Source organism: Marinobacter sp. EhC06, assembly GCF_001650915.1.
Classification (GTDB): Bacteria; Pseudomonadota; Gammaproteobacteria; order Pseudomonadales; family Oleiphilaceae; genus Marinobacter.
Window position 1 is genome coordinate 526,023 of the sequence record NZ_LXYO01000012.1, and the last position, 25,925, is coordinate 551,947.

At 58.2% G+C, this 25,925-nt stretch carries 26 protein-coding genes and 1 pseudogene; 16 read left to right on the forward strand and 11 right to left on the reverse strand.

The features are described 5' to 3' along the window. The first annotated feature begins 75 nt into the window (after positions 1 to 75). Both A8B84_RS08840 and A8B84_RS08845 read left to right on the forward strand, forming a co-directional pair. Complete coding sequence (locus A8B84_RS08840) at positions 76 to 2,301, forward strand: DUF1631 domain-containing protein (RefSeq protein ID WP_064227099.1); 2,226 nt, start codon at positions 76 to 78, stop codon at positions 2,299 to 2,301. A gap of 5 nt (positions 2,302 to 2,306) precedes the next feature. Continuing rightward, a complete protein-coding gene (locus A8B84_RS08845; protein WP_064227098.1) occupies positions 2,307 to 3,059 on the forward strand; it encodes an energy transducer TonB in 753 nt (250 codons plus the stop codon). Between the two features lie 12 nt (positions 3,060 to 3,071). Here the strand turns inward: A8B84_RS08845 and grxD are convergent, their stop codons facing one another. Beyond that, positions 3,072 to 3,398, reverse strand: a complete 327-nt coding sequence (gene grxD, locus A8B84_RS08850) for a Grx4 family monothiol glutaredoxin (RefSeq protein WP_008176261.1) — start codon at positions 3,396 to 3,398, stop codon at positions 3,072 to 3,074. A 237-nt stretch (positions 3,399 to 3,635) separates the two neighbouring features. On the opposite strand from grxD, the gene argF reads away from it, so the two are divergent. Continuing rightward, entirely contained in the window at positions 3,636 to 4,550 is a 915-nt protein-coding gene (argF, locus tag A8B84_RS08855) for an ornithine carbamoyltransferase (RefSeq protein WP_064227097.1), read from the forward strand. A gap of 4 nt (positions 4,551 to 4,554) precedes the next feature. After that, a complete protein-coding gene (locus tag A8B84_RS08860) occupies positions 4,555 to 5,628 on the forward strand; it encodes an ABC transporter ATP-binding protein (RefSeq protein WP_064227096.1) in 1,074 nt (357 codons plus the stop codon). Positions 5,629 to 5,630: 2 nt separating this feature from the next. Here A8B84_RS08860 and glpK read toward each other — a convergent pair whose 3' ends face one another. From glpK to A8B84_RS08875, 3 genes are all read right to left on the reverse strand, one after another. Next, a complete protein-coding gene (gene glpK / locus A8B84_RS08865) occupies positions 5,631 to 7,112 on the reverse strand; it encodes a glycerol kinase GlpK (protein ID WP_064227095.1) in 1,482 nt (493 codons plus the stop codon). Between the two features lie 257 nt (positions 7,113 to 7,369). Beyond that, positions 7,370 to 8,989: an ATP-binding protein gene (locus A8B84_RS08870; protein WP_227512630.1), complete on the reverse strand. Its 1,620-nt coding sequence runs from the start codon at positions 8,987 to 8,989 to the stop codon at positions 7,370 to 7,372. 22 nt (positions 8,990 to 9,011) lie between these two features. Next, positions 9,012 to 9,749 carry a response regulator gene (locus A8B84_RS08875; RefSeq protein ID WP_064227094.1) on the reverse strand — a complete coding sequence of 246 codons (738 nt, stop codon included), beginning with the start codon at positions 9,747 to 9,749 and terminating at the stop codon, positions 9,012 to 9,014. A 247-nt stretch (positions 9,750 to 9,996) separates the two neighbouring features. Between A8B84_RS08875 and A8B84_RS08880 the strand changes: the two genes are divergently transcribed. Together A8B84_RS08880 and A8B84_RS08885 are read left to right on the forward strand one after the other, a co-directional pair. After that, positions 9,997 to 10,758 (forward strand): GNAT family N-acetyltransferase, encoded by a 762-nt coding sequence (locus tag A8B84_RS08880; protein ID WP_064227093.1) that lies wholly within the window; start codon positions 9,997 to 9,999, stop codon positions 10,756 to 10,758. A gap of 17 nt (positions 10,759 to 10,775) precedes the next feature. Further along, a complete protein-coding gene (locus tag A8B84_RS08885; protein ID WP_064227092.1) occupies positions 10,776 to 11,636 on the forward strand; it encodes a lysophospholipid acyltransferase family protein in 861 nt (286 codons plus the stop codon). On the opposite strand, the gene A8B84_RS08890 is transcribed toward A8B84_RS08885, so the two are convergent. The 4 genes from A8B84_RS08890 to A8B84_RS08905 form a co-directional block, all read right to left on the reverse strand. Beyond that, the gene (locus tag A8B84_RS08890; RefSeq protein WP_008176279.1) at positions 11,554 to 12,024 is read right to left on the reverse strand and encodes an FKBP-type peptidyl-prolyl cis-trans isomerase; all 471 of its coding nucleotides are present in this window, start codon (positions 12,022 to 12,024) and stop codon (positions 11,554 to 11,556) included. The genes A8B84_RS08885 and A8B84_RS08890 overlap by 83 nt on opposite strands. Continuing rightward, complete coding sequence (locus A8B84_RS08895) at positions 12,024 to 14,234, reverse strand: acetyl-CoA hydrolase/transferase C-terminal domain-containing protein (RefSeq protein ID WP_064227091.1); 2,211 nt, start codon at positions 14,232 to 14,234, stop codon at positions 12,024 to 12,026. The genes A8B84_RS08890 and A8B84_RS08895 overlap by 1 nt, the downstream gene beginning before the upstream one ends. Positions 14,235 to 14,366: 132 nt before the next feature. Then, entirely contained in the window at positions 14,367 to 14,690 is a 324-nt protein-coding gene (locus tag A8B84_RS08900; protein WP_064227090.1) for a hypothetical protein, read from the reverse strand. Between the two features lie 223 nt (positions 14,691 to 14,913). Continuing rightward, a complete protein-coding gene (locus A8B84_RS08905; protein WP_064227089.1) occupies positions 14,914 to 15,951 on the reverse strand; it encodes an NADP(H)-dependent aldo-keto reductase in 1,038 nt (345 codons plus the stop codon). A 126-nt stretch (positions 15,952 to 16,077) separates the two neighbouring features. Here A8B84_RS08905 and A8B84_RS08910 point away from each other — a divergent pair, with 126 nt between their 5' ends. Next, positions 16,078 to 17,286 carry a glycosyltransferase family 4 protein gene (locus tag A8B84_RS08910; RefSeq protein ID WP_064227487.1) on the forward strand — a complete coding sequence of 403 codons (1,209 nt, stop codon included), beginning with the start codon at positions 16,078 to 16,080 and terminating at the stop codon, positions 17,284 to 17,286. After that, the gene (locus A8B84_RS08915; RefSeq protein ID WP_064227088.1) at positions 17,252 to 17,830 is read left to right on the forward strand and encodes a phosphatase PAP2 family protein; all 579 of its coding nucleotides are present in this window, start codon (positions 17,252 to 17,254) and stop codon (positions 17,828 to 17,830) included. Before A8B84_RS08910 ends, A8B84_RS08915 begins: the two co-directional genes overlap by 35 nt. Before the next feature lie 3 nt (positions 17,831 to 17,833). Here the strand turns inward: A8B84_RS08915 and dinB are convergent, their stop codons facing one another. Continuing rightward, positions 17,834 to 18,898, reverse strand: coding sequence for a DNA polymerase IV (dinB, locus tag A8B84_RS08920; protein ID WP_064227087.1), 1,065 nt, complete (start codon positions 18,896 to 18,898; stop codon positions 17,834 to 17,836). A 115-nt stretch (positions 18,899 to 19,013) separates the two neighbouring features. Between dinB and A8B84_RS08925 the strand changes: the two genes are divergently transcribed. From A8B84_RS08925 to minE, 5 genes are all read left to right on the forward strand, one after another. Then, a complete protein-coding gene (locus A8B84_RS08925) occupies positions 19,014 to 19,292 on the forward strand; it encodes a DUF1244 domain-containing protein (protein WP_008176293.1) in 279 nt (92 codons plus the stop codon). Next, positions 19,292 to 19,681 (forward strand): HopJ type III effector protein, encoded by a 390-nt coding sequence (locus A8B84_RS08930; RefSeq protein WP_064227086.1) that lies wholly within the window; start codon positions 19,292 to 19,294, stop codon positions 19,679 to 19,681. Before A8B84_RS08925 ends, A8B84_RS08930 begins: the two co-directional genes overlap by 1 nt. Next, the gene (minC, locus tag A8B84_RS08935) at positions 19,678 to 20,439 is read left to right on the forward strand and encodes a septum site-determining protein MinC (RefSeq protein ID WP_064227085.1); all 762 of its coding nucleotides are present in this window, start codon (positions 19,678 to 19,680) and stop codon (positions 20,437 to 20,439) included. Before A8B84_RS08930 ends, minC begins: the two co-directional genes overlap by 4 nt. Positions 20,440 to 20,516: 77 nt before the next feature. Next, positions 20,517 to 21,329, forward strand: a complete 813-nt coding sequence (gene minD, locus A8B84_RS08940) for a septum site-determining protein MinD (RefSeq protein WP_064227084.1) — start codon at positions 20,517 to 20,519, stop codon at positions 21,327 to 21,329. A gap of 3 nt (positions 21,330 to 21,332) precedes the next feature. Beyond that, positions 21,333 to 21,584: a cell division topological specificity factor MinE gene (minE, locus tag A8B84_RS08945; RefSeq protein WP_064227083.1), complete on the forward strand. Its 252-nt coding sequence runs from the start codon at positions 21,333 to 21,335 to the stop codon at positions 21,582 to 21,584. Between the two features lie 41 nt (positions 21,585 to 21,625). Here minE and A8B84_RS08950 read toward each other — a convergent pair whose 3' ends face one another. After that, positions 21,626 to 22,633 (reverse strand): DUF2804 domain-containing protein, encoded by a 1,008-nt coding sequence (locus A8B84_RS08950; RefSeq protein WP_064227082.1) that lies wholly within the window; start codon positions 22,631 to 22,633, stop codon positions 21,626 to 21,628. Between the two features lie 137 nt (positions 22,634 to 22,770). Between A8B84_RS08950 and A8B84_RS08955 the strand changes: the two genes are divergently transcribed. The 3 genes from A8B84_RS08955 to A8B84_RS08965 all read left to right on the forward strand — a co-directional run bounded on the left by A8B84_RS08955 (position 22,771) and on the right by A8B84_RS08965 (position 25,487). Then, positions 22,771 to 23,505, forward strand: a complete 735-nt coding sequence (locus A8B84_RS08955; protein WP_064227081.1) for an START domain-containing protein — start codon at positions 22,771 to 22,773, stop codon at positions 23,503 to 23,505. An 80-nt stretch (positions 23,506 to 23,585) separates the two neighbouring features. Further along, positions 23,586 to 24,077: an HPP family protein gene (locus tag A8B84_RS08960; RefSeq protein ID WP_064227080.1), complete on the forward strand. Its 492-nt coding sequence runs from the start codon at positions 23,586 to 23,588 to the stop codon at positions 24,075 to 24,077. 24 nt (positions 24,078 to 24,101) lie between these two features. Then, positions 24,102 to 25,487, forward strand: a complete 1,386-nt coding sequence (locus tag A8B84_RS08965) for a PhoH family protein (RefSeq protein WP_064227079.1) — start codon at positions 24,102 to 24,104, stop codon at positions 25,485 to 25,487. 81 nt (positions 25,488 to 25,568) lie between these two features. Here A8B84_RS08965 and A8B84_RS08970 read toward each other — a convergent pair. Next, positions 25,569 to 25,925, reverse strand: a pseudogene (locus A8B84_RS08970) (hypothetical protein); the annotation flags it as partial.

Below are 25,925 nucleotides of genomic sequence, written 5' to 3' on the forward strand. Positions count from 1 at the left end.
ATTTAACCAATAACGAGAATTCAAGGATTACCCGCTCGGTCATGTATCCGGTTGAGGCGTAAACAGGAGTCTGCCATGAACAAGCAGTCCGGCATACATTACCTCCGTGAGCACAGGGAAGCCGGAAGTAACAGACCGGTTCCTGCGGAGGTCACCCGCATCCGGGACACCGTTGTCGCCGGACTTGGTGATTTGCTGCAGGGCGCCTTCGACGCCGTCGACGATTCACTGTTCGAGTTGGCCAACAATGCCCGCAGCAATAATGAACAGAACCGGTATTTCGAAGCGATGCGTGAAATACGCATCAAGCGGAAGGGTGTGGAGCGGCATTTTCAGAACACGGTTGCTCAGTACTTTGCCAACCCCCCTCATACTGGCCCGCTCCAGGAAGAAACCCTGAACAAGCAGGCCAGCGCAGATACCCTCGCCCTGGTCGGCAACGACGACCTTGAAGAACAGGTTGCGCTCAACGCCATGATCACCAAGGCGAAAGCACACTTTCAGGGCCCGCTGCTTCAGCTCCAGACCCGCTTCAGCCAGGTGTATCCGGAAGCCACCGACGAATCACCGGTGAATCCCATGGCGCCAGAACACCTGTGCAGCGCGTTCACTGAGGCCATACAGGCTCTGGAAATCCAGATTCGGGAACGCCTGATTCTGCTAAAACAGTTTGACCGCTACGTTGTCTCCAACCTGGGCATGCTTCTGGATGAAGCCAACCGCATACTGATTCAGGCGGGGATCATTCCGAATTTCAGGTATCACGGCAAAGCCGGACAGCAGCATGATGCCTCCAAGGCCCAGTCGACAGATACGCCAACAGAGGAGAAAGCGCCGGACGCCTCAGCGACAGAACGGGCCGGCCAGGCCGGCAGCAGTAGTGCGGTTTTTGAACAGATCAGACAGATGCTGGCGCTTCAGCGGGCCAATGCGGGCATACCTCCCCGCGCATCAGACCCGAATGTACGGGTAGTAGGTGACTCCGAACTGGCAAGTCTTTTGAATTCATTGCCACTGTCAGGCGCCCGGCAGGATCAGGGCAACCTGAGCGCTGGCGAACCGGTCAGCGTTGATCTGCGTCAACTGGTACAACAGCTCCTTTCCCAGACCGATACTGGAGATGGCCGAAAACCGGCGCTTAACGAAATTGATGAAGACCTCATTAACCTCGTCTCCATGCTGTTCGAGTTCATTCTCGATGATTACAACCTGTCGGCTCCAGTTCAGGTATTGATAAGCAGGCTGCAGATTCCGATCCTGAAAGTGGTTATCCGGGACAAAAGTTTCTTCAGCCAGGCTACGCACCCGGCCAGACGGCTTCTGAACTCCCTCGCGAGAGCTGGCATCGGCTGGAGTAGCAGCGACGAAAAAACCAAAGACAAACTCTACGGACAGATTCATAACATTGTGCAAAGGATTCTCAACGAATTTGACGGCGACGTTGCGCTGTTTGAAACCCTGAACCAGGAATTCGAGCAATTTCTCGAACGTGAGAACCGCAAGGCGTCACTGGTGGAGCAGCGAACCAGGGAATCAGAGCGGGGTCGGATCAAATCCCAGACAGCCCAACAAACCGTCGATAACCTTCTGAAGCAGAAAGTCTCCCGTTATAAACTTCCCGAATCCATCCACGACATCCTGATGAATGGCTGGAGCCGCGTGATGTTTCTTGCCTATCTCCGGGACGATGTGGAGCATCGATGGAACGCAACCGTCAAAGTTGTCGACGATCTTATCTGGTGCCTTCACCCTCATCAGGAAGACGACGAAAGAGACCAATGGGTGCGCGTCGTGCCGGGCTTGCTGAAGTCGTTGCGATCAGGACTGGAAGAAGTGTCCTATAACTCATCCAGACTTGACGAGATGATGGGCCAGCTTAAGCATCAGCTGGCCGAAGCATTCCGTACCAATGCCGCAATCGAAGCGCTTCAGGATTCGCCCGAGGAGCCGGAAGAAGAGGAGATTGCCACCGTTCACCAGACGGCTGTTGAACGTCAGCAGGAGCTGGAAGAGGCGGCTATCTCCGAGTACGTGGCGCAGATAGACAGTATAGAAATCGGCAACTGGGTAGAGTTCCGTCTCGTCAATGGCGCCAGCTTCCGGTGCAAGCTTTCGGCCATCATTGAAGAAGCAGACTGCTTTGTCTTCGTGAACCGGATGGGGCTGAAGGTCATTGAGAAAACCCGGATTGAACTGGCCCACGAAATGCGGCGCGGCCGGCTGACCCTGCTTGAGCAGGGAGCGCTGATTGATCGGGCCCTGGATGCGGTCGTCGGTACCCTGCGGAGCAAGACCGCCTGACGCCAATGCCTGACAACAGCAGTCTTAATCCCCTGCCGGCCACGTACCGGCTGGGGCTTGCAGTTTCTCTTGCACTCTTCCTTCACACGCTGTTGCTTTCAGGCATCCCGACTCCCATGGAAGAACGTGCAACCACTCACAAGGAGAGTGTCCGTTTTGAGCTGGTACCCAGAGGCGCACGTGAAGCCGTCGCCAACATGACTGAAAACCCCAGCCCGAGCCAGGACGCAGCCCGGATCCCGCCTTTTGAGGTTGATCCCCCTCGCCCCGAATCCCCACCGGAACCCGAGACTATCACCTCCCGTCAAACAAAAACCCCGGCACCGAGTGAGCGAGCCAATACCAGTACCCCGGAAAGCGAAGCTGCACGGTCAAGCACCAGCGCCTCTGCCGGAGCAGAACGGGAACCGTCTGCGGAAAGCCCGGAACAGAAGGTTACACGAATAACCGAGTCACCGGCTGAACTGGACCCTTACGTGGTCAAGCTGGCCATCCACCTGGCCCGGGAGCTGGAGAAGCTGAGAGTGCCGGCAATGAGTGAGTTGACCGAAACAGTGGCCATGGAAGTGGAGCTGCAATTGCTCGGAAATGGCGCCCTGACCCGGGCAAGGGTGCTGAAATCGACGGGTATCAAGAGAATTGACGAGGCTGCATACCGGGCCGCTCTGGCAGCGAGCCCCTACCCCCAACCGCCGAAAGACGGCGGGAGCCGGAACCGCTTCGAGGTCGAACTGCTGTTCACCCCGAAACGGCTCTGACCAGCGGCAACCTCAGGCTTCTGCCTGCTTCGCGGCCTCTTTCACAAGCTTGGCCAGTTCACCGCTCTCGGACATTTCCAGAACGATGTCACAACCGCCAACCAGCTCACCGTTAATATAGAGCTGGGGATAGGTCGGCCAGCTGGAGTAAACCTTAAGGGCTTCACGAAGCTCCTGGTTATCCAGGATATTCACAAAGGCAAAGCGCTCTCCGCAAGCCATTACAGCCTGTACGGTTTTGGCCGAGAAGCCACACTGGGGCGCCTGGGGGCTGCCCTTCATGTACAGGATGATCGGATTCTCTTCGAGCTGGCTTTTAATGGTTTCATTGATATCCATGAACATTCACCTCTGTTGGAGCAGTCTTGCCACACGGCAATTTTCTTGATGCCATTGTACACGGGTGCCTAACCCCTCACCAAACACCTTGATTTGACCTCGCGCAACACCGGCAGTTCCAGCCCCGTTACAGCGTTGTCATACCTGCTCCGAAGGGCTAGACTTGATGCCCCATTTTTCAGCCAACGTTCAGGCAATCCCGCCAGCGGCGGGGTTCGTTGAGATAAGGGCCACTGCATGGCGGCAAGACATTTTCTGACATTGAATGACATGACAACCACCGAGCTTGAAAGCCTGGTTGATCATGCCTCGGCATTGCGCAAGGAATGGCGGCAAGGCAAGGTTCGGGACTCCCTGAAAAACCGGGTCCTGGCGATGATCTTCGAGAAATCGTCCACACGAACCAGGGTTTCTTTTGAAGCCGGCATGGTCCAGCTCGGCGGCTCCGCAATGTTCCTGTCGCCCAGGGACACCCAGCTTGGCCGCGGCGAACCCATTGAAGACTCTGCCATTGTCATCTCCAGCATGGTCGACGCGGTGATGATCCGCACCTTTGCCCACGAGACAGTGGAGCGCTTTGCCGCTGCATCCAGGGTGCCAGTGATCAACGCCCTGACCGATGATTTTCATCCCTGCCAGCTGCTGGCCGACATGCAGACTTACCGCGAGCACCGTGGCAGCATTCGTGGTGCCACGGTGGCCTGGATCGGCGACGGGAACAACATGTGCCACTCGTACATCAACGCCGCCGCCCAGTTTGATTTCAACCTGAACATTGCCTGCCCCGAAGGCTACGAACCGGCCGAGTCATTGATCAAAAGCCACGAAGACCGGGTCAAGGTGTTCCGGGAGCCGGCAGAGGCAGCCCGTAACGCACAGCTTCTGGTGACGGATGTCTGGGCCTCCATGGGCCAAGAAGACGAACAGAAGGCCCGTGAAAAAGCGTTCAGTGGCTACCAGATCAACCCGGAGCTACTCGCTGTAGCTGACAAGGATGCGCTCTTCATGCACTGCCTGCCTGCCCACCGGGGCGAGGAAATCTCGGCAGATATGATGGAGCATCCCGCCTCCGTAGTCTGGGACGAGGCTGAAAATCGCCTGCATGCACAGAAGGCCCTGCTTGAATTTCTCATCCTGAACCGGCTGGACTGACTTCATGAGCACAACCGCGCAATCTCCGGCAGACTGGCTGCTTGAGGTCAACAACCTGTCCTGCGGCTACGGCGGGGATTCAGTGGTCAAGGATGTGAGTTTTGCCCTGAGTCATGGCGACATCGGTTGTCTTCTCGGCCCCAGCGGCTGCGGCAAAAGCACGATACTGCGCGCCCTCGCCGGCTTTCTGCCACTAAGCGGCGGCGAAATCTGCCTGCAGTCCCAGGCCATAAGCCTGCCCGGGCGCACCCTGCCCCCGGAAAAACGGCGGATCGGCATGGTGTTCCAGGATTATGCCCTGTTTCCGCACCTGACCATTGCAGACAACGTGGGGTTCGGTCTGCGTAATCTGAACAAGGCAGAAAAACGGCAGAAGGTCATGGAACTCCTGAATGTCGTGCACCTGCAGGATCTGGCAGACAACTACCCCCATGAACTGTCTGGCGGCCAGCAGCAGCGGGTTGCCCTGGCCCGCGCCCTGGCACCCGAGCCCACCCTGATTTTGCTTGATGAGCCGTTTTCCAACCTGGACGCAGATCTGCGCCGGCGGCTGAGCCTGGATGTTCGCGAAATCCTGAAGACTCTGGGCATCAGCGCTATCCTGGTCACCCACGACCAGCAGGAAGCCTTTGCCATGTGCGATCAGGTCGCGGTGTTGCGCGATGGCAGGATCCAGCAGTGGGACGTACCCTACAACCTGTACCACGAACCAGCGAATCGTTTCGTTGCCAGCTTCGTTGGCCAGGGTGGGTTTATCCCCGGCACAGCCCTTGGGCCGGATACCATTGAGTCCGAGCTGGGAGTTATCCATGGTAACCGGGCTTACAAATGGGAGCCCGGCACTCTGGTTGACGTCCTGATCCGCCCTGATGACATCGTTCATGACCCCGACTCGGATCTGCAGCCAAAGGTGGTTGAGAAAACCTTTGCTGGCACTTCAACCTTGTACCGCTTCCGATGTTCCGAGGACACGGAGTTCGAGGCCCTGTTCCGTAGCCATCTGGATTTCAATCTGGGTGAGCATGTTCCGGTGCGGGTCGAGGCGGATCATCTGATTGCCTTCGAGCGCACCGCCTGACTCTAGTTATTGCACACGCGTTCGACGGCATCCAGCCAGCCTGCGTAGAGCGCTTCTCGCAGAGCCGGTCGCATTTCCGGGTGGAACTGCCGCTCACGTTCCCAGAGCCCGGATATCTGCTCAAGGCTCTCAAAAACACCGGTCTGCAGCCCCGCCAGGTAAGCCGCCCCCAACGCAGTTGTCTCGGTGACACGGGGACGGTCAACGGTGACATTCAGTATGTCGGCCAGGAACTGCATGACCCAATCGTTCACCACCATGCCGCCGTCCACCCGCAGCGATTCAAGCCGGGCACCGTCGTTCTGTATCGCTCGCACCAGATCCTTGGTCTGATAACACACCGACTGCAGACCGGCGGTGACAATCTCGCCAATTCCGGTGTCCCGGGTCAGGCCCATGATGGCGCCGCGGGCGTGAGGGTCCCAATGAGGTGCCCCCAGACCGGTAAACGCCGGAACCAGATACACCGGATTATCGACTCCGACTGCCTCGGCATGGGCCGAAGATTCGTTGGCGTGAGCGATCAGCTTGAGCCCGTCCCGCAGCCATTGCATGGCCGCACCAGCGACAAAAATACTACCCTCCACCGCGTAACAGGGCTTGCCGTTCAGGCGATAGGCCATAGTGGTCAGCAACCGGTTCTCGGACCGGACGGCCTGATCACCGGTGTTAAGCATAAGGAAGCAGCCGGTACCGTAGGTGCTTTTCGCCATGCCCGGGCGAAAGCACGCCTGCCCCACCAGAGCAGCGTGCTGGTCCCCTGCAATCCCGGCAATAGTGACGGGACTGCCCAACCAACGGGCTTCGGCGGTGCCATAATCTGCGGCGCTGTCCAGGACCTCCGGCAGCAGGGCCCGGGGCACGCGGAACAGGGCTAGAAGGTCGTCGTCCCAGTCCTGCTTGTGAATATTGAAGAGCGCTGTTCTAGACGCATTGGTGGCATCGGTACAGTGGGATTTGCCGTCGGTCAGGTTCCAGAGCAGCCAGCTGTCCACAGTTCCGAAAGCCAGCTCACCGGATTCAGCCCGGCTACGGGCGCCCTCCACGTTATCCAGGATCCAGGCTATCTTCGTGGCCGAGAAGTAGGGATCAATCAACAGCCCTGTGCGCTCTACAACCATGTCCTCATGGCCGTCAGATTTCAGCTTGGTACACCAGGACGCCGTTCGACGGTCCTGCCAGACGATGGCGTGGTAGATCGGCTCGCCGGTTCCCCTGTCCCAGATCACCGTTGTTTCACGCTGGTTGGTGATGCCGATGCCCGCCAGCTCCGAGGCCTCGATGCCTGCTTTGTCGAGGGCGCCACGACACACCGCCAGAGTGCTGTCCCAGATTTCCTGGGCATCATGCTCTACCCAGCCATCTTTCGGGAAATACTGGTGAAATTCCTGCTGGTCAGTGGCAACGCTGTTTCCCGTGTGGTCGAAAACAATGGCACGGGAACTGGTTGTCCCCTGGTCAATGGCGAGCAGATAGCGGGTCATGGATGGCCTCCTGTTGTTTCCTGAGATTCTAACAGCAGAGCAGCCGGGAAAGGGTGACCGATACGGAATTTGGGAAAGGACATAAAAAAAGGGCCGGAAAACCGGCCCTCAAATGACGAATGAAACAAGGAAAGTTCGTAAGAACTACAACCTCAAAAGTCATCCCTTACGCTTTCGATTATTAACCCGGCAGCCAAACACTTCAGTAGTGCTTGTGTAGTCACTTTGTTACATCAGGTGAGGCGATGAGCCCTGCTTCACACAATTGAGTCCACAGGTTTTTTCCGGGGCCAGACCAGGCTGAATTTTGCGCCGCCGAGCGTATCACTCCTGCTGACGAAAGCGTGGCCCCCATGCCAGTACAGAATCCTGCGAACAATAGACAAACCGAGGCCGTAGCCGCCGGAGGTTCGGGTACGACTGTCATCCAGACGGGCAAACGCGGTAAACACCTTCTCCCAGTCTTCCTCAGGAATGCCGGGCCCATCGTCTTCGACGTCGATGCGGCAGTTGTCCTCATCAAAGTGGCAACTTACCAGCACCTTGCCCGCGGCATAGCGACCGGCATTGCCCACCAGATTCTGGATCGCCCGGTGCAGGTAGCGAGGCTCGATATCCGACAATGCCCAACGTTCGGAAACCTCATCGATATCACCTTCAATGTTCAGCTCGGGCCGAACCATCTGTTGTTCAGAAACTACCTGACGGACAATGTCGGTGACCGAGTTTTCCTGAAGGGAAAATACCGGACCACCCTGCTCCAGCCGGGCATAGGTCAGGATCTCGTCGATCAGCTCGTCCAGCTCCTGGATATCGCCATCAATACCATCCAGCTGCTTCTGAAGTGCAGCCTGGTCCTGGCAGTCCTCAATCATCTGGACACCAAAGCGGATCCTGGCCACCGGGGTACGTAATTCGTGAGAAACGGCATGGATCATTTCCCGCTGCACCTGCACCAGGCGCTGTATATGTTCGGCCATCCCGTTGAAAGACGAGGCCAAGCGGGTAACCAGTGTTCCTTCGCCCGTCTGGACCCGGGCGCCCATCTCGCCACGAGCGATTCGGACCGCGACCGACTCAACGGTTCTGAGATTACTGTCCACCTCCCGGAGCGCCAGGAAAAGGGCAACGGCCAGCACCCCACCCAGTACCAGCACCAGCAGCAAGACAACCGGCCAGGCCCAGGCATTAAACGCAGTTGGCATATCGATCCGGTACAGCTCGCCATCGGATAACTGAACGATCACCCGGCCGCAACCGTCCGATTCGTCGGTGTAAAAGGCAAGACCACGCTCGGCAACCTGGTCCAGAACGTCAGGGTCCGGCAGCAGAGCGGCATCGTCCAGAGAGTGAACTTCTACATTGAGAGACCGGGCCATTTGCGAAGCAACATTGAGACGGTCATCCGCCGAGGCTGAATCAAGATGCCAGCGGAAGATCAGCCCAATGGTTTCTGAAACGTCCCGGTAGGGCTCGTTCAGACGGAGCTGCAGAACCTCTCCGGCAAGCCCGGTTACCAGAACCCGATACCCCACGCCACTCTCAATACCAACCACCTGACCGTAACCAAGTCGCTCCAGGGCCACCGGGGACAGATTGAACCTGGAAGGGGCGCCCATGCGGAGATCCACCGTCGAGGTCAGCCAATGGTACTGTTGTACCGGTGCCGGAGCGGCCGCCAGCCAGCGCATCAGGGGCTCGGGAAAACGTTCGTGCCAGAACTGTGAGCGTACCGTATTGATACCGGTGAACAGCAGAACACATAAAAGAACGACCAGCGCGGTCAGGCCGGCAAGGCGGGCATAGAGCTTGAGGAAGAACTTCAGGGGCATGATACCAACCCTGGCATGGAACACCGGTGTGCGGGCGGATGGCACACCGGCTCCAGAGACTGAATCGTCAGGCTTCCTTTACGAACAGGTAGCCTTTGCTGCGAACGGTCTTGATGCGCCGCGGATGGATGGGGTCATCGCCAATTTTGGGGCGAATCCGGGACACGCGCACATCAATGGAACGGTCCTGACCATCGTACTCAATGCCGCGCAAAGCGGTGAAGATTTCTTCCCGGCTGAGAACACGGCCGGCGTTGCTGGCCAGTAACCAGAGCAGATCGAATTCGGCACTGGTCAGATCGATGCTTTCTTCGTTCAGCCAGGCTTCGCGCATGGAGCGGTCAACAACCAGGTCGTTGAACTGGAGACGCACCGGTTCTTCGCCACTTGCTTCGTCACCCGCTCCCTGGCCCGTCTCGGTAACCCGACGCAGCATGGCGCGTATGCGTGCCAGCAACACCCGGGGTTTGACCGGCTTGCCGATGTAGTCGTCCGCACCCATTTCCAGGCCCAGAACCTGGTCCAGATCATCGGTGCGGGCGGTCAGCATGATGATCGGGCCGGAATAGAAAGGACGCACCCGACGGCATATGGACAGCCCGTCTTCACCCGGCAACATCAGATCCAGCACCACCAGATCCGGTTGCTCATTGCGGATCCGCTCTACCGCGGGGCCGCCGTGGGTTTCCAGGGAGACAGTCAACCCGTTGCTTTCAAGATATTCACGGGTTAACTCTGCCAACCGCTCGTCGTCCTCGACAATCAGAATTCGCCAACTTTCGTTTGTCTGTTCCACGCCATCCATCTCTGGTTTTGTTATTCCGGTTTCAGGTCATTCTGTGTACCTGACAATACAGGCAACCTGCTGTAACAGCAATTATACATGCTATTCAGAAATATACATGGAACCGCTGCTTCGTTACACCCTGTGACACAGGTACCGCGAGCGTCAATTCATTCCCTGGTGTCACAGACACGTCACCTCTTGGTCACTGATGTGTCATACCGGCTTCATAGGCTTGTCGGGAAATGGAAACAAAAGAGACGACGCCATGACCACACAAACCGCGAAAGCCCGCCGCAGCGCCCGTCGCCTGAAAACCGACATGGCCCGGTGCCCGAAACAGGTGGAGGCGGCCCAGCGACTGCGTTACCGGGTGTTTTCGGAAGAGTATGGCAGCGACCTGGGCGCACAGACGCCAGGCATCGACGCCGACGAGTTCGACACCGTTTGTGACCACCTGATCGTCACCGACCTGGATTCCGGCGAGCTGGTAGCGACCACGCGAATCCTGCATCAGGCAGACACGGCAGCCGTTGGCGGCTTCTACTCGGCAGGCGAGTTTGATTTGAGTGCCCTGGAACAACTCCCCGGCACCATCGCCGAACTGGGTCGCACCTGTGTTCACCCGGACTACCGCAACGGCGCGACCATCAGCCTGCTCTGGTCGGCAGTGGCCGAATACCTGGTGGAACGCGGTGTTGACTACATGATCGGCTGCGCGAGCATCGGCATGTCTGACGGAGGGCTGAAGGCCTGGCGCATCGCCCGCCACCTCCAGAACGAGTATCTGGCCGACCCGGCTTTTCTGGTCAAACCGCTCCGGGCAATGCCGCACCTGACCCACACCCGGGACAACGATCGCCCGGTGGACGTCCCCGCCCTGATCCGTGCCTACATGCGCCTGGGTGCCAGGGTCTGCGGTGAACCCTGCTGGGATCCGGATTTTCGTTGTGCCGACCTGCTGGTCGTGCTAGAGGTCAGCAAACTGGCGGGCCGCTACAGCCGGCACTTCATGCGCACGGCGTCCTGAAACCGGGAGTCTGGGAAATGAGCTGGCTGAGACTCTGCGTTCGAATCACTGCCTTTTTGGCTTTTCTGGCAGCCACTACGATGCTGGCCGCCGGTTTGCGGATCACTGAAGTGGTTACCCGCAAAGTCATCGATCGGACACCCTGGGCCAGATTCTGTTTCCGTTGGGCCTGCCGATGCCTGGGACTGAATATTCACCAGCACGGCTCACCTTCCGACGATACCGTTCTGTTCGTCAGCAACCACATCAGCTGGTCAGATATTCCGATCCTGGGAAGCCTGGCACCGATCCGGTTCCTGTCGAAAGCCGAAGTCGGCCAGTGGCCGGTCATAGGCTGGCTGGCACGACAGGCCGGCACGCTGTTCATCCGGCGGGGAGGCGGCCAGGCTCGCCGCGTTCGGGACCAGATTATCGAAAATTTGCAGGCCGGAGAGAATGTCCTGGTATACCCGGAAGGAACCACAAGCGCAGGTCTGACCGTATTACCGTTCCACGGCCTGTTGCTCAAGGCCGCACCGGAAAGCGAAACACCAGTCCAACCCGTCACCATCGCCTATCGCAGAGACCGACGCCCCGACCATCTGGCCCCCTTCATTGGAGACGACGAGTTCCACTGCCATCTGCTGCGAATGCTCAGACAGCCCTCTGCCCGGGTCGACGTTGTCTTCCACGCACCGGTGTACCCGTCGGATCGGGCTCCAACCGGTGAGTTGGCCGCCCGCCTGCGAGAAACCGTTCTCGACGGCCTGACGCGAATATACAGCGGCGAATACGACGAGCAGTTAACAGATCTCCTCAGAACAGGGGACGACCCTGGGCTACCTCATCTTCCGTCGCTTCACGGCGGCCAACGATCTCCAGATCAAAGTACAGGGTAAAGCCCGCCAGCGGGTGGTTTGCATCCACCTTCACCAGATTGCCGTCGATCCCGACAACCTGCACAATCTGCGCTTCATCGCCGGTGTTGGTCTGGAACTTCATGCCAATCTGCAGGTTCTCGATGCCTTCAAACAATGAGCGCGGCACCTTGCGCACCAACTCTGGCTTGTGTTCGCCGTATGCCATGGCCGGCGGCACTGTTACCTCCAGGCAATCCCCGACATTGCGGTCTTTTACCGCCTGCTGAATCCCTTCAATAATCTCGGGGCTGCCGTAAACAAAGTGCAGGGGCTCACTGCCTTCGGAAGTATCAACCAGCTCGCCGATCTTGTTTTTCAGTACGTAGTGAACGGTAAAAACGTCGGGTCTTGCTTGTGAAGCTGTCATCAGGTTTTCGAGTTTCCTGTATCCGGTGGTGTTTCGAGCTGTTGCAGGCCATGAATAACCAGTCGCTGATCCAGCTTGTCCCGCAATCCGGAAGGGTTGCTCAGACCCATGCGCTCAAGCAGGGCCCCAAAACGGCCTTCGTCATCCCGGGCCCGGAGGGCCTGTAACAAAGTCGACAGTTTACCACGGCGAGTGGCCGTTGCGGCCTTAAGCCCTTTAAGGGCTTTCCCCAACGTCAGCTCCTCATCGGTAAAATCCCTGCCAAACGGGAACGGCGGGAACAGGCTGGCATCTCCCGCTGCCGAAACGGCACGCCTGATGGCTTGCGGGGTATTGTTACACCAGTCGGCGGGCAGCTTGAACGCAGGATCCACCTTGCCCGCCTTCTGGGCTTTTTTCAGAAGTTCCTGCTGGAACCGGGAGTCGGCGATGCGGATCAGCCGGAGGAAAACCTGCTCGTCGGACTGCCCCCTCAGGTCGGCAATCCCGTACTCGGTAATCACAATATCCCGCAGATGGCGGGGAATCGTGCAGTGACCGTAGTTGAAGACAATATTGGAGAGCACCTTGCCGTGGGATGAGCGAGTGCTACGCAGGGACAGTATGGAACGGGCACCTGGCAGCTCGTGGGCCATGGCAACAAAGTTGTACTGACCGCCCACACCGCTGACTACCCGGCCGTCGTCAAGGCCATCCGAGACCCCGGCACCGTTGAGGGTATACATCATTGCCGAATTGATAAAGCGGCCATGAACGCGCTGCGCAGCTTTCAGCTTCTGGTCGCCAAACGCATGATCGTACAGGTGGTTGATGAAATTCACGCTGGTCATGCAGATTTTGGCACGCTGCTCGTCGGTCAGCTCTCTGAGGTACTGGTAGAACTGCTCGGGACCAACGTAAAAGCCACCGTGCATGGCGATGCCACCACTCAGCTTTTCCCCGAGAATCAGGGTTTCGATGGCCTGCCGGGCCTCCGGATTGTCCAGGTCGCCCTCCACCGACTGATCACCAACGCGCAGCCGGCCGCCCTTGAATTCCACAGCCTCCCTGAAGATGCCATGCCGGACCAGCCAATGGACATCCCGTGCCCGGAGCGGGCTATCGATCAACTTCTCACGGCGCAGGACATCCAGGGTGGAGAGAGAAACCTCACCGCTGATATCACCACGGTTGATCAGCGCCTGAAGACCGGCGTGATCATACACCTCGCGGCTCAGGATGCCTTCCTGCATCAGGTACAGAAAGCCATCAACCATCATTTCACTGCAGCCATACAGCCCCTGTTCGAAGGGCCCTGTGCCGCCATCTTCCCTGACCACAGGAAAGTTCTGATCAACGTTCAGATGATCAAACACCTTCCGCCAGGCCTCGTTATGGCTGTGCCGGAGTATGGCGCTGTGGACCAGAGCCGCACCCAGTGAGCCGATGCCAACCTGAAGGGTACCGCCGTCCTTCAACAAGGCACTGGCATAAAACCCGATCATATGGTCTTCCGGGCTGACCGACATCTGGGGGGCTGAAAACAGCGGGTAATCGCTGGAGGGCTGATCCAGCAACACATCGAACCGGTCTGCCTCAATGGCCGCATGGTGTCCGAACCAGGGAAGGTTCTGATTCATCTCGGCCACCAGCGCAACCGGTGTACCGGCTGCTTCCCGCTCCCGCAATAAAGGAATCAGGTCCAGGGTCAGGTCGGGGTTGCAACTCAGACTGACTTGCCCGGGCTGTCCATGGGCTTCACCCGGCGCCACCATCTGGGCGACCACATTGACCCCTACGGCCATAAGATCGCGAACGGCATGGGTGTAGTTGGTACAAACGTAATGCCGCTGCTGGGAACGATTGTTCAGGTAACTGCCGGCCTTGAAGAAAAACTCCGAGACCTGGACATTCTTCGGGAGGCGATTGGATGAGACATCCCGGGCGTAGGCCAGTTCGGGAATTCGACCATACAGGCGCTCGACAAACGGGCCCATGAAGCGTTTCTCGAGCGAAGAGCCGCCCTTTGGCGCCAGCAGCGACAACGCCGTGACAATGTGCAGACGGATTTCCGGATCGTCCTTGGCCCGCTGGTACAGCGCATTAACAAAACGAACCGGTTTGCCAAGCCCAAGCGGCAAACCCAGTGTGATTTCCTTGCCAACCCGGCGAATCACCTCATCAACACAGGCGTTCACATCGTTCGATAACTGCCCTCTATCACCCGCCATTACCAAGCTCCTTATCGGCTAATCTAACGGGGATCATCACACGAGGATCGGGCACAGACAATGCGCCAGATCATGATTCTGCGGTTTGAAGGACTTCAGGGGTTCAGGGGATTGAAGATAGGTGCGAGGGTTTCAGAAGTTCCACTTCAGATTCAGGCAGGCGCCCTCGTTAAGAAGTGCAATGCCATGGTCGGCCTGAGCCGGATCCGACGCATAGTGTTTGCCGGAGCTCTTCGACCGTGTCAGTGAAAGGCTGAGCAGGCGAGAGCCGATTTCGGTGAACGCCTCGGAGCTGTCTTCTTCATAGTCGCCGGAAACCCGTTCCTGCATCTCGAAAATCTGCTCGCTGGTTGTCGTGCTTTCGACCTGTTCGAAGACGCGCTCGGATGCTTCGGCGCGAACGACGAATGCAACGAGATTGAGAGCGAGTAATGCGACAAAGATGCGAATAATCATGACACTGCCTGAGACCTTTTTCCGACACGGGAGTCTACGGATACCTTAGGCTTAAGTCTAATGATTAAGGGCCGGAAAGATGTGAATCTGCACACAAAGGCGCCGACTTTTTGTCACGGGATCAGCCTATTTTTGTCAATTTATGATCCCCAACATTTCAGATTGTAACTACACCCCCGGCCAGCAGCTGCTGACCGGAGATGTAAACCCAAAACCGACCGGTTCAGGGGCAGGGATAGGTAAATTCCTGATGGATGGACTCAATGGCCTCCAGCACCTCGGGGCTCAGGGTCACCTGCGCCGACCCGATGTTCTCCCGTAACTGCTCCATGGACGTTGCACCGATGATATTGCTGGTAACGAAACTGCGGCTGTTTACATAAGCCAGCGCCATCTGGACCGGAGACAACCCGTTCTGCTCAGCCAGCTCAACGTAGGCCCGGGTGGCATCCATGCCACGGCCGCTGGTATAGCGGCTGAATCGCTCGTACAGGGTCATTCTGGCTTTCTCGGGCCACCTGCCCCCCAGATACTTGCCTGACAGCATGCCGAACGCCAGCGGCGAGTAAGCCAGCAAACCGGCCTGCTCCCGGTGGACAATTTCCGCCATCCCCACCTCGAACGAGCGATTCAGAAGGTTATAGGGATTCTGGATACTGGCCACCCTCGGCCAGCCCTTCTCCCCGGCCAGACGAAGATACTCCATGGTGCCCCACGGCGTTTCATTAGACAGTCCGATGTGCCGCACCTTGCCCGAGCGCACCAGCTCATCCAGCGCCTCAAGTGTTTCCTCGATCGGCGTGAAAGACTCTTCCGGGTTATGCTCATAGCCGAGTTTGCCGAAAAAGTTCGTGCTGCGATCCGGCCAGTGCACCTGGTACAGATCGATGTAGTCGGTCTGCAGGCGTTTCAGGCTGGCGTCGCAGGCCTCCAGAATGTGATCGCGGGTCAGTCTCGGACCATTGCGCAGGTACTTCAGACCGTTGCCCGGCCCTGCCACTTTGGAAGCAATCACCAGGTCGTCGCGTTTGCCTCTTCTGGCCAGCCAGTTACCCAGGTAGGTCTCGGTCAGCCCCTGGGTTTCCGCCCTTGGCGGCACCGGGTACATTTCGGCGGCATCAATAAAGTTGATTCCCTCATTCACTGCGTAATCCAGCTGCTCAAAGGCTTCCTTTTCGGTGTTCTGTTCGCCCCAGGTCATGGTACCCAGGCAAATCAGGGTAACGTCGAGATCCGTCTTGCCAAGCTTTCTCGTTTGCATATCGTCTCCGATTCGGTTCGGTTAACGGGTAAAGGGAATGTCACGGGAGTGTCGCATAACTGTCATGCCAGCTTTTCATAGTAGGGGCATGTCAAAGGAAGCACAGGATACACCGTGACCGAGACCATGCAGGCCAACCGGCGTCAACAACACATTACCATTGTTTCGGAGACTTTTCCGCCGGAAATCAATGGCGTGGCAAACACGCTCAGGCATCTATGCCAGGGACTGATGCAGCGTGGACACCGGGTGACGGTTATACGGCCGCGACAGCAACATGAGCGCAAAGGCAACTTCGCCAGTGCCGGCGAGGCCCTGTTCACCCGTGAGCATGTGGTGACCGGATTGCCTCTGCCCGGCTACGCGGACCTGCGCTTTGGCCTGGCCCGGACCAGCCACCTGAAAAAGCTCCTGGCCACCGACCGGCCCGATGCCCTCTACGTTGCCACCCAGGGTCCACTGGGTGTCGCCGCCACATCAGCGGCACGTCAGATGGACATTCCGGTGAGCTCCGGCTTCCACACCAACTTTCACAGCTATAGTCGGTATTACGGCGTCGGCATGCTGGAACGGTTGCTGTGTTTTTACGGCCGCTGGTTCCATAACCGCACCGCCATCACCCTGGTGCCCACCCGAAAAATGCAACAGACCACTCGGGCCATGGGTATTCCGGCAACCGGGCTCTGGAGTCGGGGCGTGGACTGCCATCGATTCACGCCACACAAGCGGGACACCGCACTGCGCGAATCCTGGGGGCTCAAGCCCAACGACCGGGCCATTCTGTACGTCGGCCGGCTGGCACCGGAGAAAAACCTGCGAATGGCGGTTGCCTGCTTCGAGCGGATCCGGGGCCTCCACCCCCAGGCCAGGTTCATCCTGGTTGGCGACGGTCCGCTTCGGCGTCAACTGGCGGAACGCCACCCGGACTACGTGTTCTGCGGCACCCAGCGTGGTGACGACCTGGCCCGACATTTTGCCTCAGGTGATCTGTTCCTGTTCCCGAGCAAGACCGATACCTTTGGCAACGTGGTGCTGGAGGCGATGGCCAGCGGCCTGGGTGTTGTCAGCTTTGACGACGCTGCAGCAGCTGAGCACATCCGCCACGAGGAAAACGGCATGAAAGTGCCCCTGGATCAGGACGAGGCTTACGTCGACAGTGCCCTCCGACTGGCCGATCAGCCCACCCTGCTGAACCGGATCAGGGCCCAGGCAAGGCTGGACGCCCTGGAACAGAGCTGGAATTCGCAGATCGAACAGTTTGAACAACTGGTTTTCAATCAAACCGCAAAGGCCGGATACCATGCCATCAACAAGCAAAGCGTCTCGCTTCTTTGAACTGGCAGACCAGCGGGAAGTCGCTTTCTGCCAGTCTATTAACCGCGCTGTTCGTTTCCGGCCAGCCCTTGGTTATTTCCGACTGGTAAGCCGACTCGGAGACGGCTGGTTCTGGTACGCCCTGATCCTTTCCATTCCGTTTCTCTATCCGCAATCGGGCCCGGGCCTGGCCCTGCTCATGGCGCTGACGGGGCTCACCTGTACCGTCAGCTACAAGCTGCTTAAACGCTGGCTTATCCGGGAGCGGCCGTTTATATCCTTCCCGGCCATCAACTGCGGCACACCGCCCCTGGACCGCTACAGTTTTCCTTCCGGCCACACACTTCACGCCGCCTGCTTTCAGGTTATGCTCACCGTGGCCGAACCAGCGCTGGCGCTGATCGTGCTCCCATTTACCCTCAGTGTTGCCGCATCACGAGTGGTCCTGGGCCTGCACTATCCCAGCGACGTCGCTGCAGGCGCCCTGATCGGTGGGCTGATGGGCTACGTAGCCATGAGCTGGCTGCACTCCGATTTCGTGACCATATTTGCCAGGTCTGTCTGAACGCTAATCAAACAGGCGCAACTGGGTAACCGGGGCGTCATCATTTCGAAAACGCACGCCCAGCCCCAGCAGCCGCACCGGTCGCTCCCGGTTGGTCACCAGTTCTGCCAGCAGCGGCAGATAATCTTCCAGGGCAGGCTCTTTAACCTGTTCCCGGACCCGCTCCAGGGTATGGGTTGAAAAATCGCTGTAGCGGATCTTGATAAAGAGCTTGTGAATCGGTTTCCGACTGGCCTTGCGCGACAGGCGAAGGTTGAGATCCGCAACCAGGGAGGCCATGACGGTCTCGCAGGCGGCCATGTCCGGCAAATCCTGGGAAAAGGTTCGTTCGACGCTGACCGACTTAGCGATCCGCGACACCACCACCGCCCGGTCATCCCGACCGTGGGCCATCTCATGGAGGCGATAGCCCTGCTTGCCAAACCGCTCGATCAGAACATCGGCCCCTAGCGCCTGCATGTCGCCGCAGGTTTTGACGCCAAGTGCGTGCAGTTTCGAGGCCGTTACCTGCCCTACGCCAAACAGCTTCTCAACCGGCAATCCCTGGACGAAACCCTCAACGTCCTCCGGGCGAATCACAAACAGCCCGTCCGGCTTTTCCCAGTCGCTGGCAATCTTGGCGAGGAACTTGTTGGGCGCGACCCCGGCGGAAATGGTGATGCCCACTTCCTGGCGCACCCGCTCCCGAAGGTGGCGAGCCATCAGGGTGGCACTGCCCTTGTGATCGGTCACATCAGAGACATCAAGAAAGGCCTCGTCCAGGGAAAGAGGTTCCACCAGATCCGTCAGTTCCCGCAGGATGGCCATCACCTGTTGTGACACCGCCCGGTAACGGCCCATGTCCGTCGGTACCGTCACCAGCCCCGGGCACAGCCGACGCGCCTCGCTACCTGGCATCGCCGAACGCACACCGTACGCGCGGGCCTTGTAATTGCAGGTGGTTACCACGCCCCGACCACCATCACCGCCCACTGCCAGCGGCACATCCCGGAGACTGGGATCGTCCCGCATTTCCACGGCCGCGTAGAAGCAGTCACAATCCACATGGATGATCTTGCGTTGTGGCATAATCAGGGGGCTCGCGTCGACTTTCTGTACATTTATACAGCCTTGTATCTTAAGCTAACATGCAGAGAATGTCAGGAACCCTAATAACCGGCGCATCAACCATTGCGAGGCCATCATGAGCAACCCGATTCCTGAAGCAGAACGCACCGAAATTGAAGCCGCAGCCTTTCGTCGGCTGGTCAAACACCTGCGTGACAACACCGATGTACAGAACATTGACCTGATGAACCTCGCAGGTTTCTGCCGCAACTGCCTGTCCAAGTGGTACCGGGCAGAGGCGGATGAGCGGGGTTTCGAGATTTCTGACCCGCAAGCCCGTGAAGAGATTTACGGCATGCCCTATGAGGACTGGAAAGCCCTCTACCAGACGGGCCCCAAGCAGGATCATAAATAATGAGTGTCAATGATGCCGTGAGGATCCATCTGGCATCCCTGGACGCTGGTCACGCTAGCTTCAAAGACTCCCTGGCGCTGATCGAAGAGCATTTTGAGTACCAGCCCTGTAGCTTCCGCAACGGCCCGCTGGTGAACGCAGAGGGCGAGAACGCCGGGTCCTGCCGGATCTTCGGCCTTGGCCAGTACTGCAACCTGAGCGAAGTGGACACGCTCAAACTGTTTGCCGAGCACTATCAGCAGGTTCTGGACGATCCGACTGGCGAGAGCCATGGCAACATCCGCCAGTTCATCAGCACCGGATGGTCAGGCATCCGATTCGAAGGCGTGCCACTCCGGCAGCGCCCGAACCCAACCGACAACATGACCAGGGAAGAGACGCCTTCATGAGCGATACCGCCACCTCCGGGGTAAAACAGGGTTTTCAGCTAAAAAGCGCCAGCGTGTCCATGACAGCCCTGGAGCTCTACTACTTTGACGACGGCGAGTTCGAAGAGGTTTTGCGGGACAAGATCAGCCAGGCACCCGGGTTCTTCAAGGACATTCCGCTGATCATCAGTCTGGAGAAATACCAGGGGCTGGACAGCGAACTGGATTTTTTCAAGATCATCGGTACCTGTCGGCGCAACAACATCCACGTGATTGGCGTGCGCGGTGGCACCGACGACCAGCGCCGTCTCGCCCGGGGCGCTGCACTGGCATTGCTACCGGGCAACGGCCAGCGCGATCGCACCCATGAAGCCGAACAGGCCGCCGCAGAGGAAGCAGAAACCGCGGCTGTTGCTGCCCCGACGGGCGCTGCCGGCGACCCACCCCCGGCCAAAATCATCTCCCAGCCGGTGCGCTCCGGCCAGCAGGTCCACGCACCGGACGGTGACCTGGTTATTCTGGCACCGGTGCAGGCCGGTGCCGAGGTGCTTGCGGCAGGCAACATCCATGTTTACGGCCCCCTGCGGGGACGGGCGCTGGCCGGCATTCATGGCGCAGAATCCGCACGGGTTTTCTGCCAATCCCTGGAAGCGGAGCTTGTGTCCATCGCGGGACACTATAAAATCTCCGAAGATCTTCAGGACAATGGCTGGAAAAGCGCTGTGCAAATCCAGCTCAGGGACGACCTGCTGGTGGTAACGCCACTGGACAAGGCCTGATATTGGAGCTGAATACAATAACTTGACCGGATAATTCGGCAGACACGACGAATCCACCGAGAAACAGGAACAGAACCTTGGCTAGAATTATTGTCGTTACCTCAGGAAAGGGCGGCGTTGGCAAAACCACCACCAGCGCCTCGATCAGCACCGGCCTTGCCAAACGGGGCCATAAGACAGTGGTCATCGATTTTGACGTGGGCCTGCGCAATCTGGACCTGATCATGAACTGCGAGCGTCGCGTGGTGTACGACTTCGTAAACGTGATTCAGGGCGAAGCCTCCCTGAACCAGGCCCTGATCCGCGACAAGCGGGTCGATACCCTTTATATCCTTCCGGCCTCCCAGACCCGGGAAAAGGAAGCACTGACCAAGGATGGTGTCGAGAAGGTCATCAACGAGCTTTCCGAGACCTTCGATTACATCGTCTGCGACTCCCCGGCCGGCATTGAGCATGGCGCGCTGATGGCGCTGTATTATGCGGATGAAGCAATTGTGGTTACCAATCCCGAAGTATCCTCCGTTCGGGATTCCGACCGCATTCTGGGCATTCTGCAGAGCAAGTCCCGTCGTGCCGAAATGGGCCAGGATCCGGTCAAGGAACACCTGCTTCTGACCCGCTACAACCCCTCCCGGGTTGAAAAGGGCGAGATGCTGTCCGTGGCGGATGTGGAAGAGATCCTCGCGATTCCGCTGCTGGGAGTCATTCCCGAAAGCCAGATTGTACTGAATGCGTCAAACCAGGGCTTGCCCGTTATCCTCGAAGAGGACAGCGATGCCGGCCAGGCCTATGAAGACGCAGTCGCACGCCTGCTGGGTGAGGAACGGGAACACCGTTTCATGACGTCCCAGAAGAAGGGTTTCTTCTCACGGATGTTCAAGGGGGGCTAAGGGATGAGTTTCCTCGATTATTTCAAGGGCAAGAAAAACAAATCCGCAAGCGTTGCCAAAGAGCGCCTGCAGATCATCGTGGCCCACGAACGGGGCCAGCGCGAGCAGCCGGATTACCTGCCCCAGCTTCAGCAGGAGCTGCTTGAGGTTATCCGCAAGTACGTTCAGATCAGCGACGACATGGTTCAGGTTGAAGTGGACCGCAACGAAAGTTGCTCGGTACTGGAGCTGAACGTCACGCTACCGGAGCGATAGACCGTTTGATCTGGCCTGTCCCGGATGGGGCAGGCCAACTCTTACCACCTTGCAAAGTGGTCTTCCATCAGGCCCCGCAGACCTTTCACCTCGATTTTCCCGCCAGCTTCATCCGTCACCGTTCCATTGAACGTGCCCACGTACTGCCGGAAGTTGGATGCCAGCACCCAGGCGTTCAGTTTTTCCTTGCGGACACCGGCCGGGACAAAATGCAGATCAATCCGCCCATCCTCCGTGGTCACATGCCAGTCACTGCCCGGCTGATAGCGATCAAAACGGAATCTTGCCGCGCCCAGCTTGTGGCAGACACCATCCAGCCAGAGCGCGTTTTCTGTCATCCCCGTTTCATTGACCCCGGCAGCCAGGTTCAGCCCCAGAGATCTGCCATCCGGAAGCTGGCCCGCCAGACAGGCCCAATTCCACGCGGTCTCCCGGCGCATGAAGCCGCAACTCCAGTCAATGGTGCCCCGGGTCTGCTCGTCGCAGCGCCAGATACGGTGATCCCAACGCACTTCCCCTTCCACCGGCAAGCCCGCCGACTTGCGGGTAAAAACCCAGCCGTTGTAGCCGGCCGGGCAAACCAGCCGGAGCGGATCCCGATCCTCTTTCAGGGTAAGTTCGATACGGATACCGCCGGGGGCGGAGACCGTCATCGTTCGGCCATCAGCGGAAGGCGCGATTCGCACAGCAACCTCGCCCTTACTGAACGTCGCCACGCCTTCCTCTGGCAGTGGTTCGATCCGGGTTTGCCTGGCCAGTGGCTGAAGGAACGATTGCTCCATCATCTGGCCGGTCTCGAAATCGTAAAGATAGAAAAATCCGCTTCCCAGCAGTTTCAGATCCACCACCGCCAGGCCAAACACCCATCCCGGGCCCATGGCGCTGACAAACTGGAACTGGTTGAAGCGCCAGCGCCTGGCCAGCCGTGAACGGGGGCGGTCCATCACCGTGCGCAGGTCATAGTCCAGATAGTTAATCTCTTTGACCGGCTCATCCAGCAACCCGGGAACTATCTGTCCTTTGCCGTTGATCAGCTTTTCCATTGTCATAGTCGTCGTCAGATCAGGCCAATTCAGTGAATCAAATCAGCGGGTCGCTACCTGGTTCACAAACCACTGTTTCTGTGGCTATGCCAGTAAAAACCTCATGCTAGACTCGGCCCACCATCTGCAAGGAAGTGTACCCTATGAGAAAGAGCATAGCCCATGGCATATCGGGCTGGGCCTCGGTCATCAGCGGGCTGATCTGTGCATTGCTGGTATTTGCTGTCGCCGCCAGTGCCCGGGCTGAACTGCCCAATGAGACCGACGGGGAATGGACGTTACGAAAGGAAGCCGATCATATCCGGGTGTATACCATCGACCAGCCAGACTCCAGCTTCAAGGCCTTCAAGGCCGTGGCGGTACTCGATGCGCCCATCGAAAACCTGATGGCCGTCATGGCCAACCCCGGTTCCTGCGTCGAGTGGGTGCACAACTGCACCGAATCCTATGCCTTCGGCGATGGCGAGTTCCAGGATCGCTTTGCCTATTCAGTGAACGACATGCCCTGGCCGGTGACCGACCGCGACTATGTCCTGCGTATCCGGACACGGGGTAATCAGGCTTCCGGTGAGATTGTCATGGACCTGAACGCCATGCCCGACCAGCGGGCTGAGAGCGGCAGCCGGGTGCGGGTTGACCGGTCCGACACCCTGTACCGATTCACGCCAGAAGGGGACAAGACCCGGATGGTCTGGGTTCAGCACACCGACCCCAATGGCTCGTTACCGGGCTGGCTGGTGAACTCCCTGCTGGTGGATATTCCCGTGCGTTCCATGGAGGAGCTGGAGCGCGTTGCCAACCGGAAAAAGTATCAGGGCTATCAACTGGTCTACGACGAAAAGGGCCAACTGACCGGTGTCAGACCGCCTGCTCCCTGAACCATTAGCCATGAAGGGATGACGCACAAGGCATCACGCGCTAAGCTTTCAGAAAGGACTTCAAAAGGCAGCCCAGATCAATGACCGTTCTCGCTTACGAGATCATGACCCCCAGCATCAAGGCCGTTCCCCAGTCCTGGACGATGGACCGGCTGGCGCGCTTTCTCACCGACAACGAAATAACCGGCAGCCCCGTCACCGACGATGACGGCGAGATTGTCGGCATTGCCACCCTGAAAGACATCACCGAATTCCGCTGGAACGCCACACGCTCCGATGCCGACCGGCACCTGACACCGGAAGAACGGGAGGAAGCCCGGCGTTTGCGGATGGTGATCTTTGAAGAAATGGGGAAGGTGCCAGTGGAAGTCCGCGACATCATGACCCCCATCGTTTTATCGGTTGACGAGAAGACGCCGGTGCGCGACATTGCCAATATCATGATGCGCGAACACCTGCACCGGATCTTTGTCACCAGTGATTCAAAAATCACTGGCATCATAACGACTTACGATATGCTGAAAGTGATCTCGGATGAGGCACTCACGCAACGCTGCGCCGATAACGACTGAGCCACCAGAGAGGTAGCGCCACTTATGCCCAGAGCACCGCAAGCTCGCCGAAAGATGTACGTCCTCGACACCAACGTCCTGATCCACGACCCGAACGCCCTCCTCAACTTTGAAGAACACGATGTCATCATCCCGATGACGGTCCTCGAAGAACTCGACAGCCTCAAATCCGGCAAACAGGCCGTGGCCGCTGACTGCCGCCAGGCCATTCGCAACATCGACAAGTTGTTGGGCGATGCCAGCCCGAAGGTGATCGAGAAGGGCGTCCCCATTGTTCGTGGCAAGAAGGCCGAGCCCCTGGGTAGTCTTTCGATCCTGATGAGCACCGGTGACAGTGGCAACCACTCGCTGCCAGAGCACCTGAACGACAACAAGATCATCAATACCCTGGCCGCGCTCCAGAACCGCCACAAGTCCCGCGATATCATCCTGGTGTCCAAGGACATCAACATGCGCCTGAAGGCCCGCGGCTTCGGTGTTGAGGCCCAGGATTACCACAACGACCAGCTGTTGGACGACATCGACCTTCTGCCCAAGGGCTACCGGGAGTTCCCGAACTCCTTCTGGGACACCATTGAAAAAGTGGAAACCGTTCAGCGGGAAGGCTCGACCGAGCACATCCTGAAACGGGAAGGCGAACTGGCGAAGCTGAACATCAACGAATTTGTTATCGATGAAATGGGCTTCGTCGGCAAGGTAGTTGATATCACCGACACCCAGCTGGTTATCAAGGACCTGCACCAGCACGACCTGATGAATGAAGAAGTCTGGGGCCTGGTACCCAGGGACATCTATCAGGCCATGGCTTTGAACCTGCTGCTGGACCCGGACATTCATCTGGTCAACCTCACCGGTTCCGCCGGCTCGGGCAAAACCATCCTCGCCCTGGCCGCGTGCATCGAGATGACCGTGGCCAGCAAGCTGTACAAGCGCATCATCGCCACCCGTTCCACCCAGGGGCTGGATGAGGACATCGGGTTCCTGCCGGGTACCGAGGCGGAAAAAATGGAGCCCTGGCTGGGCGCCATCGTCGACAACCTGGAAGCACTCCATGAAGACGATGAGAACATGACGGCGAGCGTTGACTACATCCTCAGCAAAGTGCCTCTGCACTTCAAATCCATGAACTACATCCGGGGCCGCAGCTTCCAGCACAGCCTGATCATCATCGATGAATCCCAGAACCTGACGCCCCACCAGATCAAGACCATCATTACCCGGGCCGGCAATGGCTCAAAGGTGATCTGCCTGGGCAACCTTGCCCAGATCGACACGCCCTATCTGAGTGCCCTAAGTTCGGGCCTCACCTACATGACCGAGCGATTCAAGGGCTTCCGCCACGGCGCCCACATCCACCTTCAGGGCGTTCCGCGTTCGCTGCTGGCAGAGTTTGCCGAGGCCAATCTCTGACACTCGCGAGCCGCTACACGGCAAAAAAAGGGGGCAGAACCCGCGTTCTGCCCCCTACTCATTTCGGATTTCAAAACGGGTCTAGACCCGGTAGCGGCTCACCTGATCCGACATCTCGGAAGCCAAATCCCTGAGCCGTTGGGTGGCATCACCTGCTCGACGTGTTCCCTGAGCAGTCTGCTCGGTAATGGCAACAATTTCATGCACGTTCTGGTTAATGGTCTCGGAAACACTGGTCTGCTCTTCCGCAGCGCTGGCAATCTGGGTATTCATATCCGTGATCGTTGCCACCGCCTGACCAATACGCTGAAGCGCTTCGTTCACCTGTCGAGTTTCTTCGACGGTGGCTTCACTGCGCTCACTGATTGAGCCGATCAGTTTGACGGCATTGCCCGTGTAACCATCCCCTAAAATCGGTGCATGCGTAATTAGAGTTCT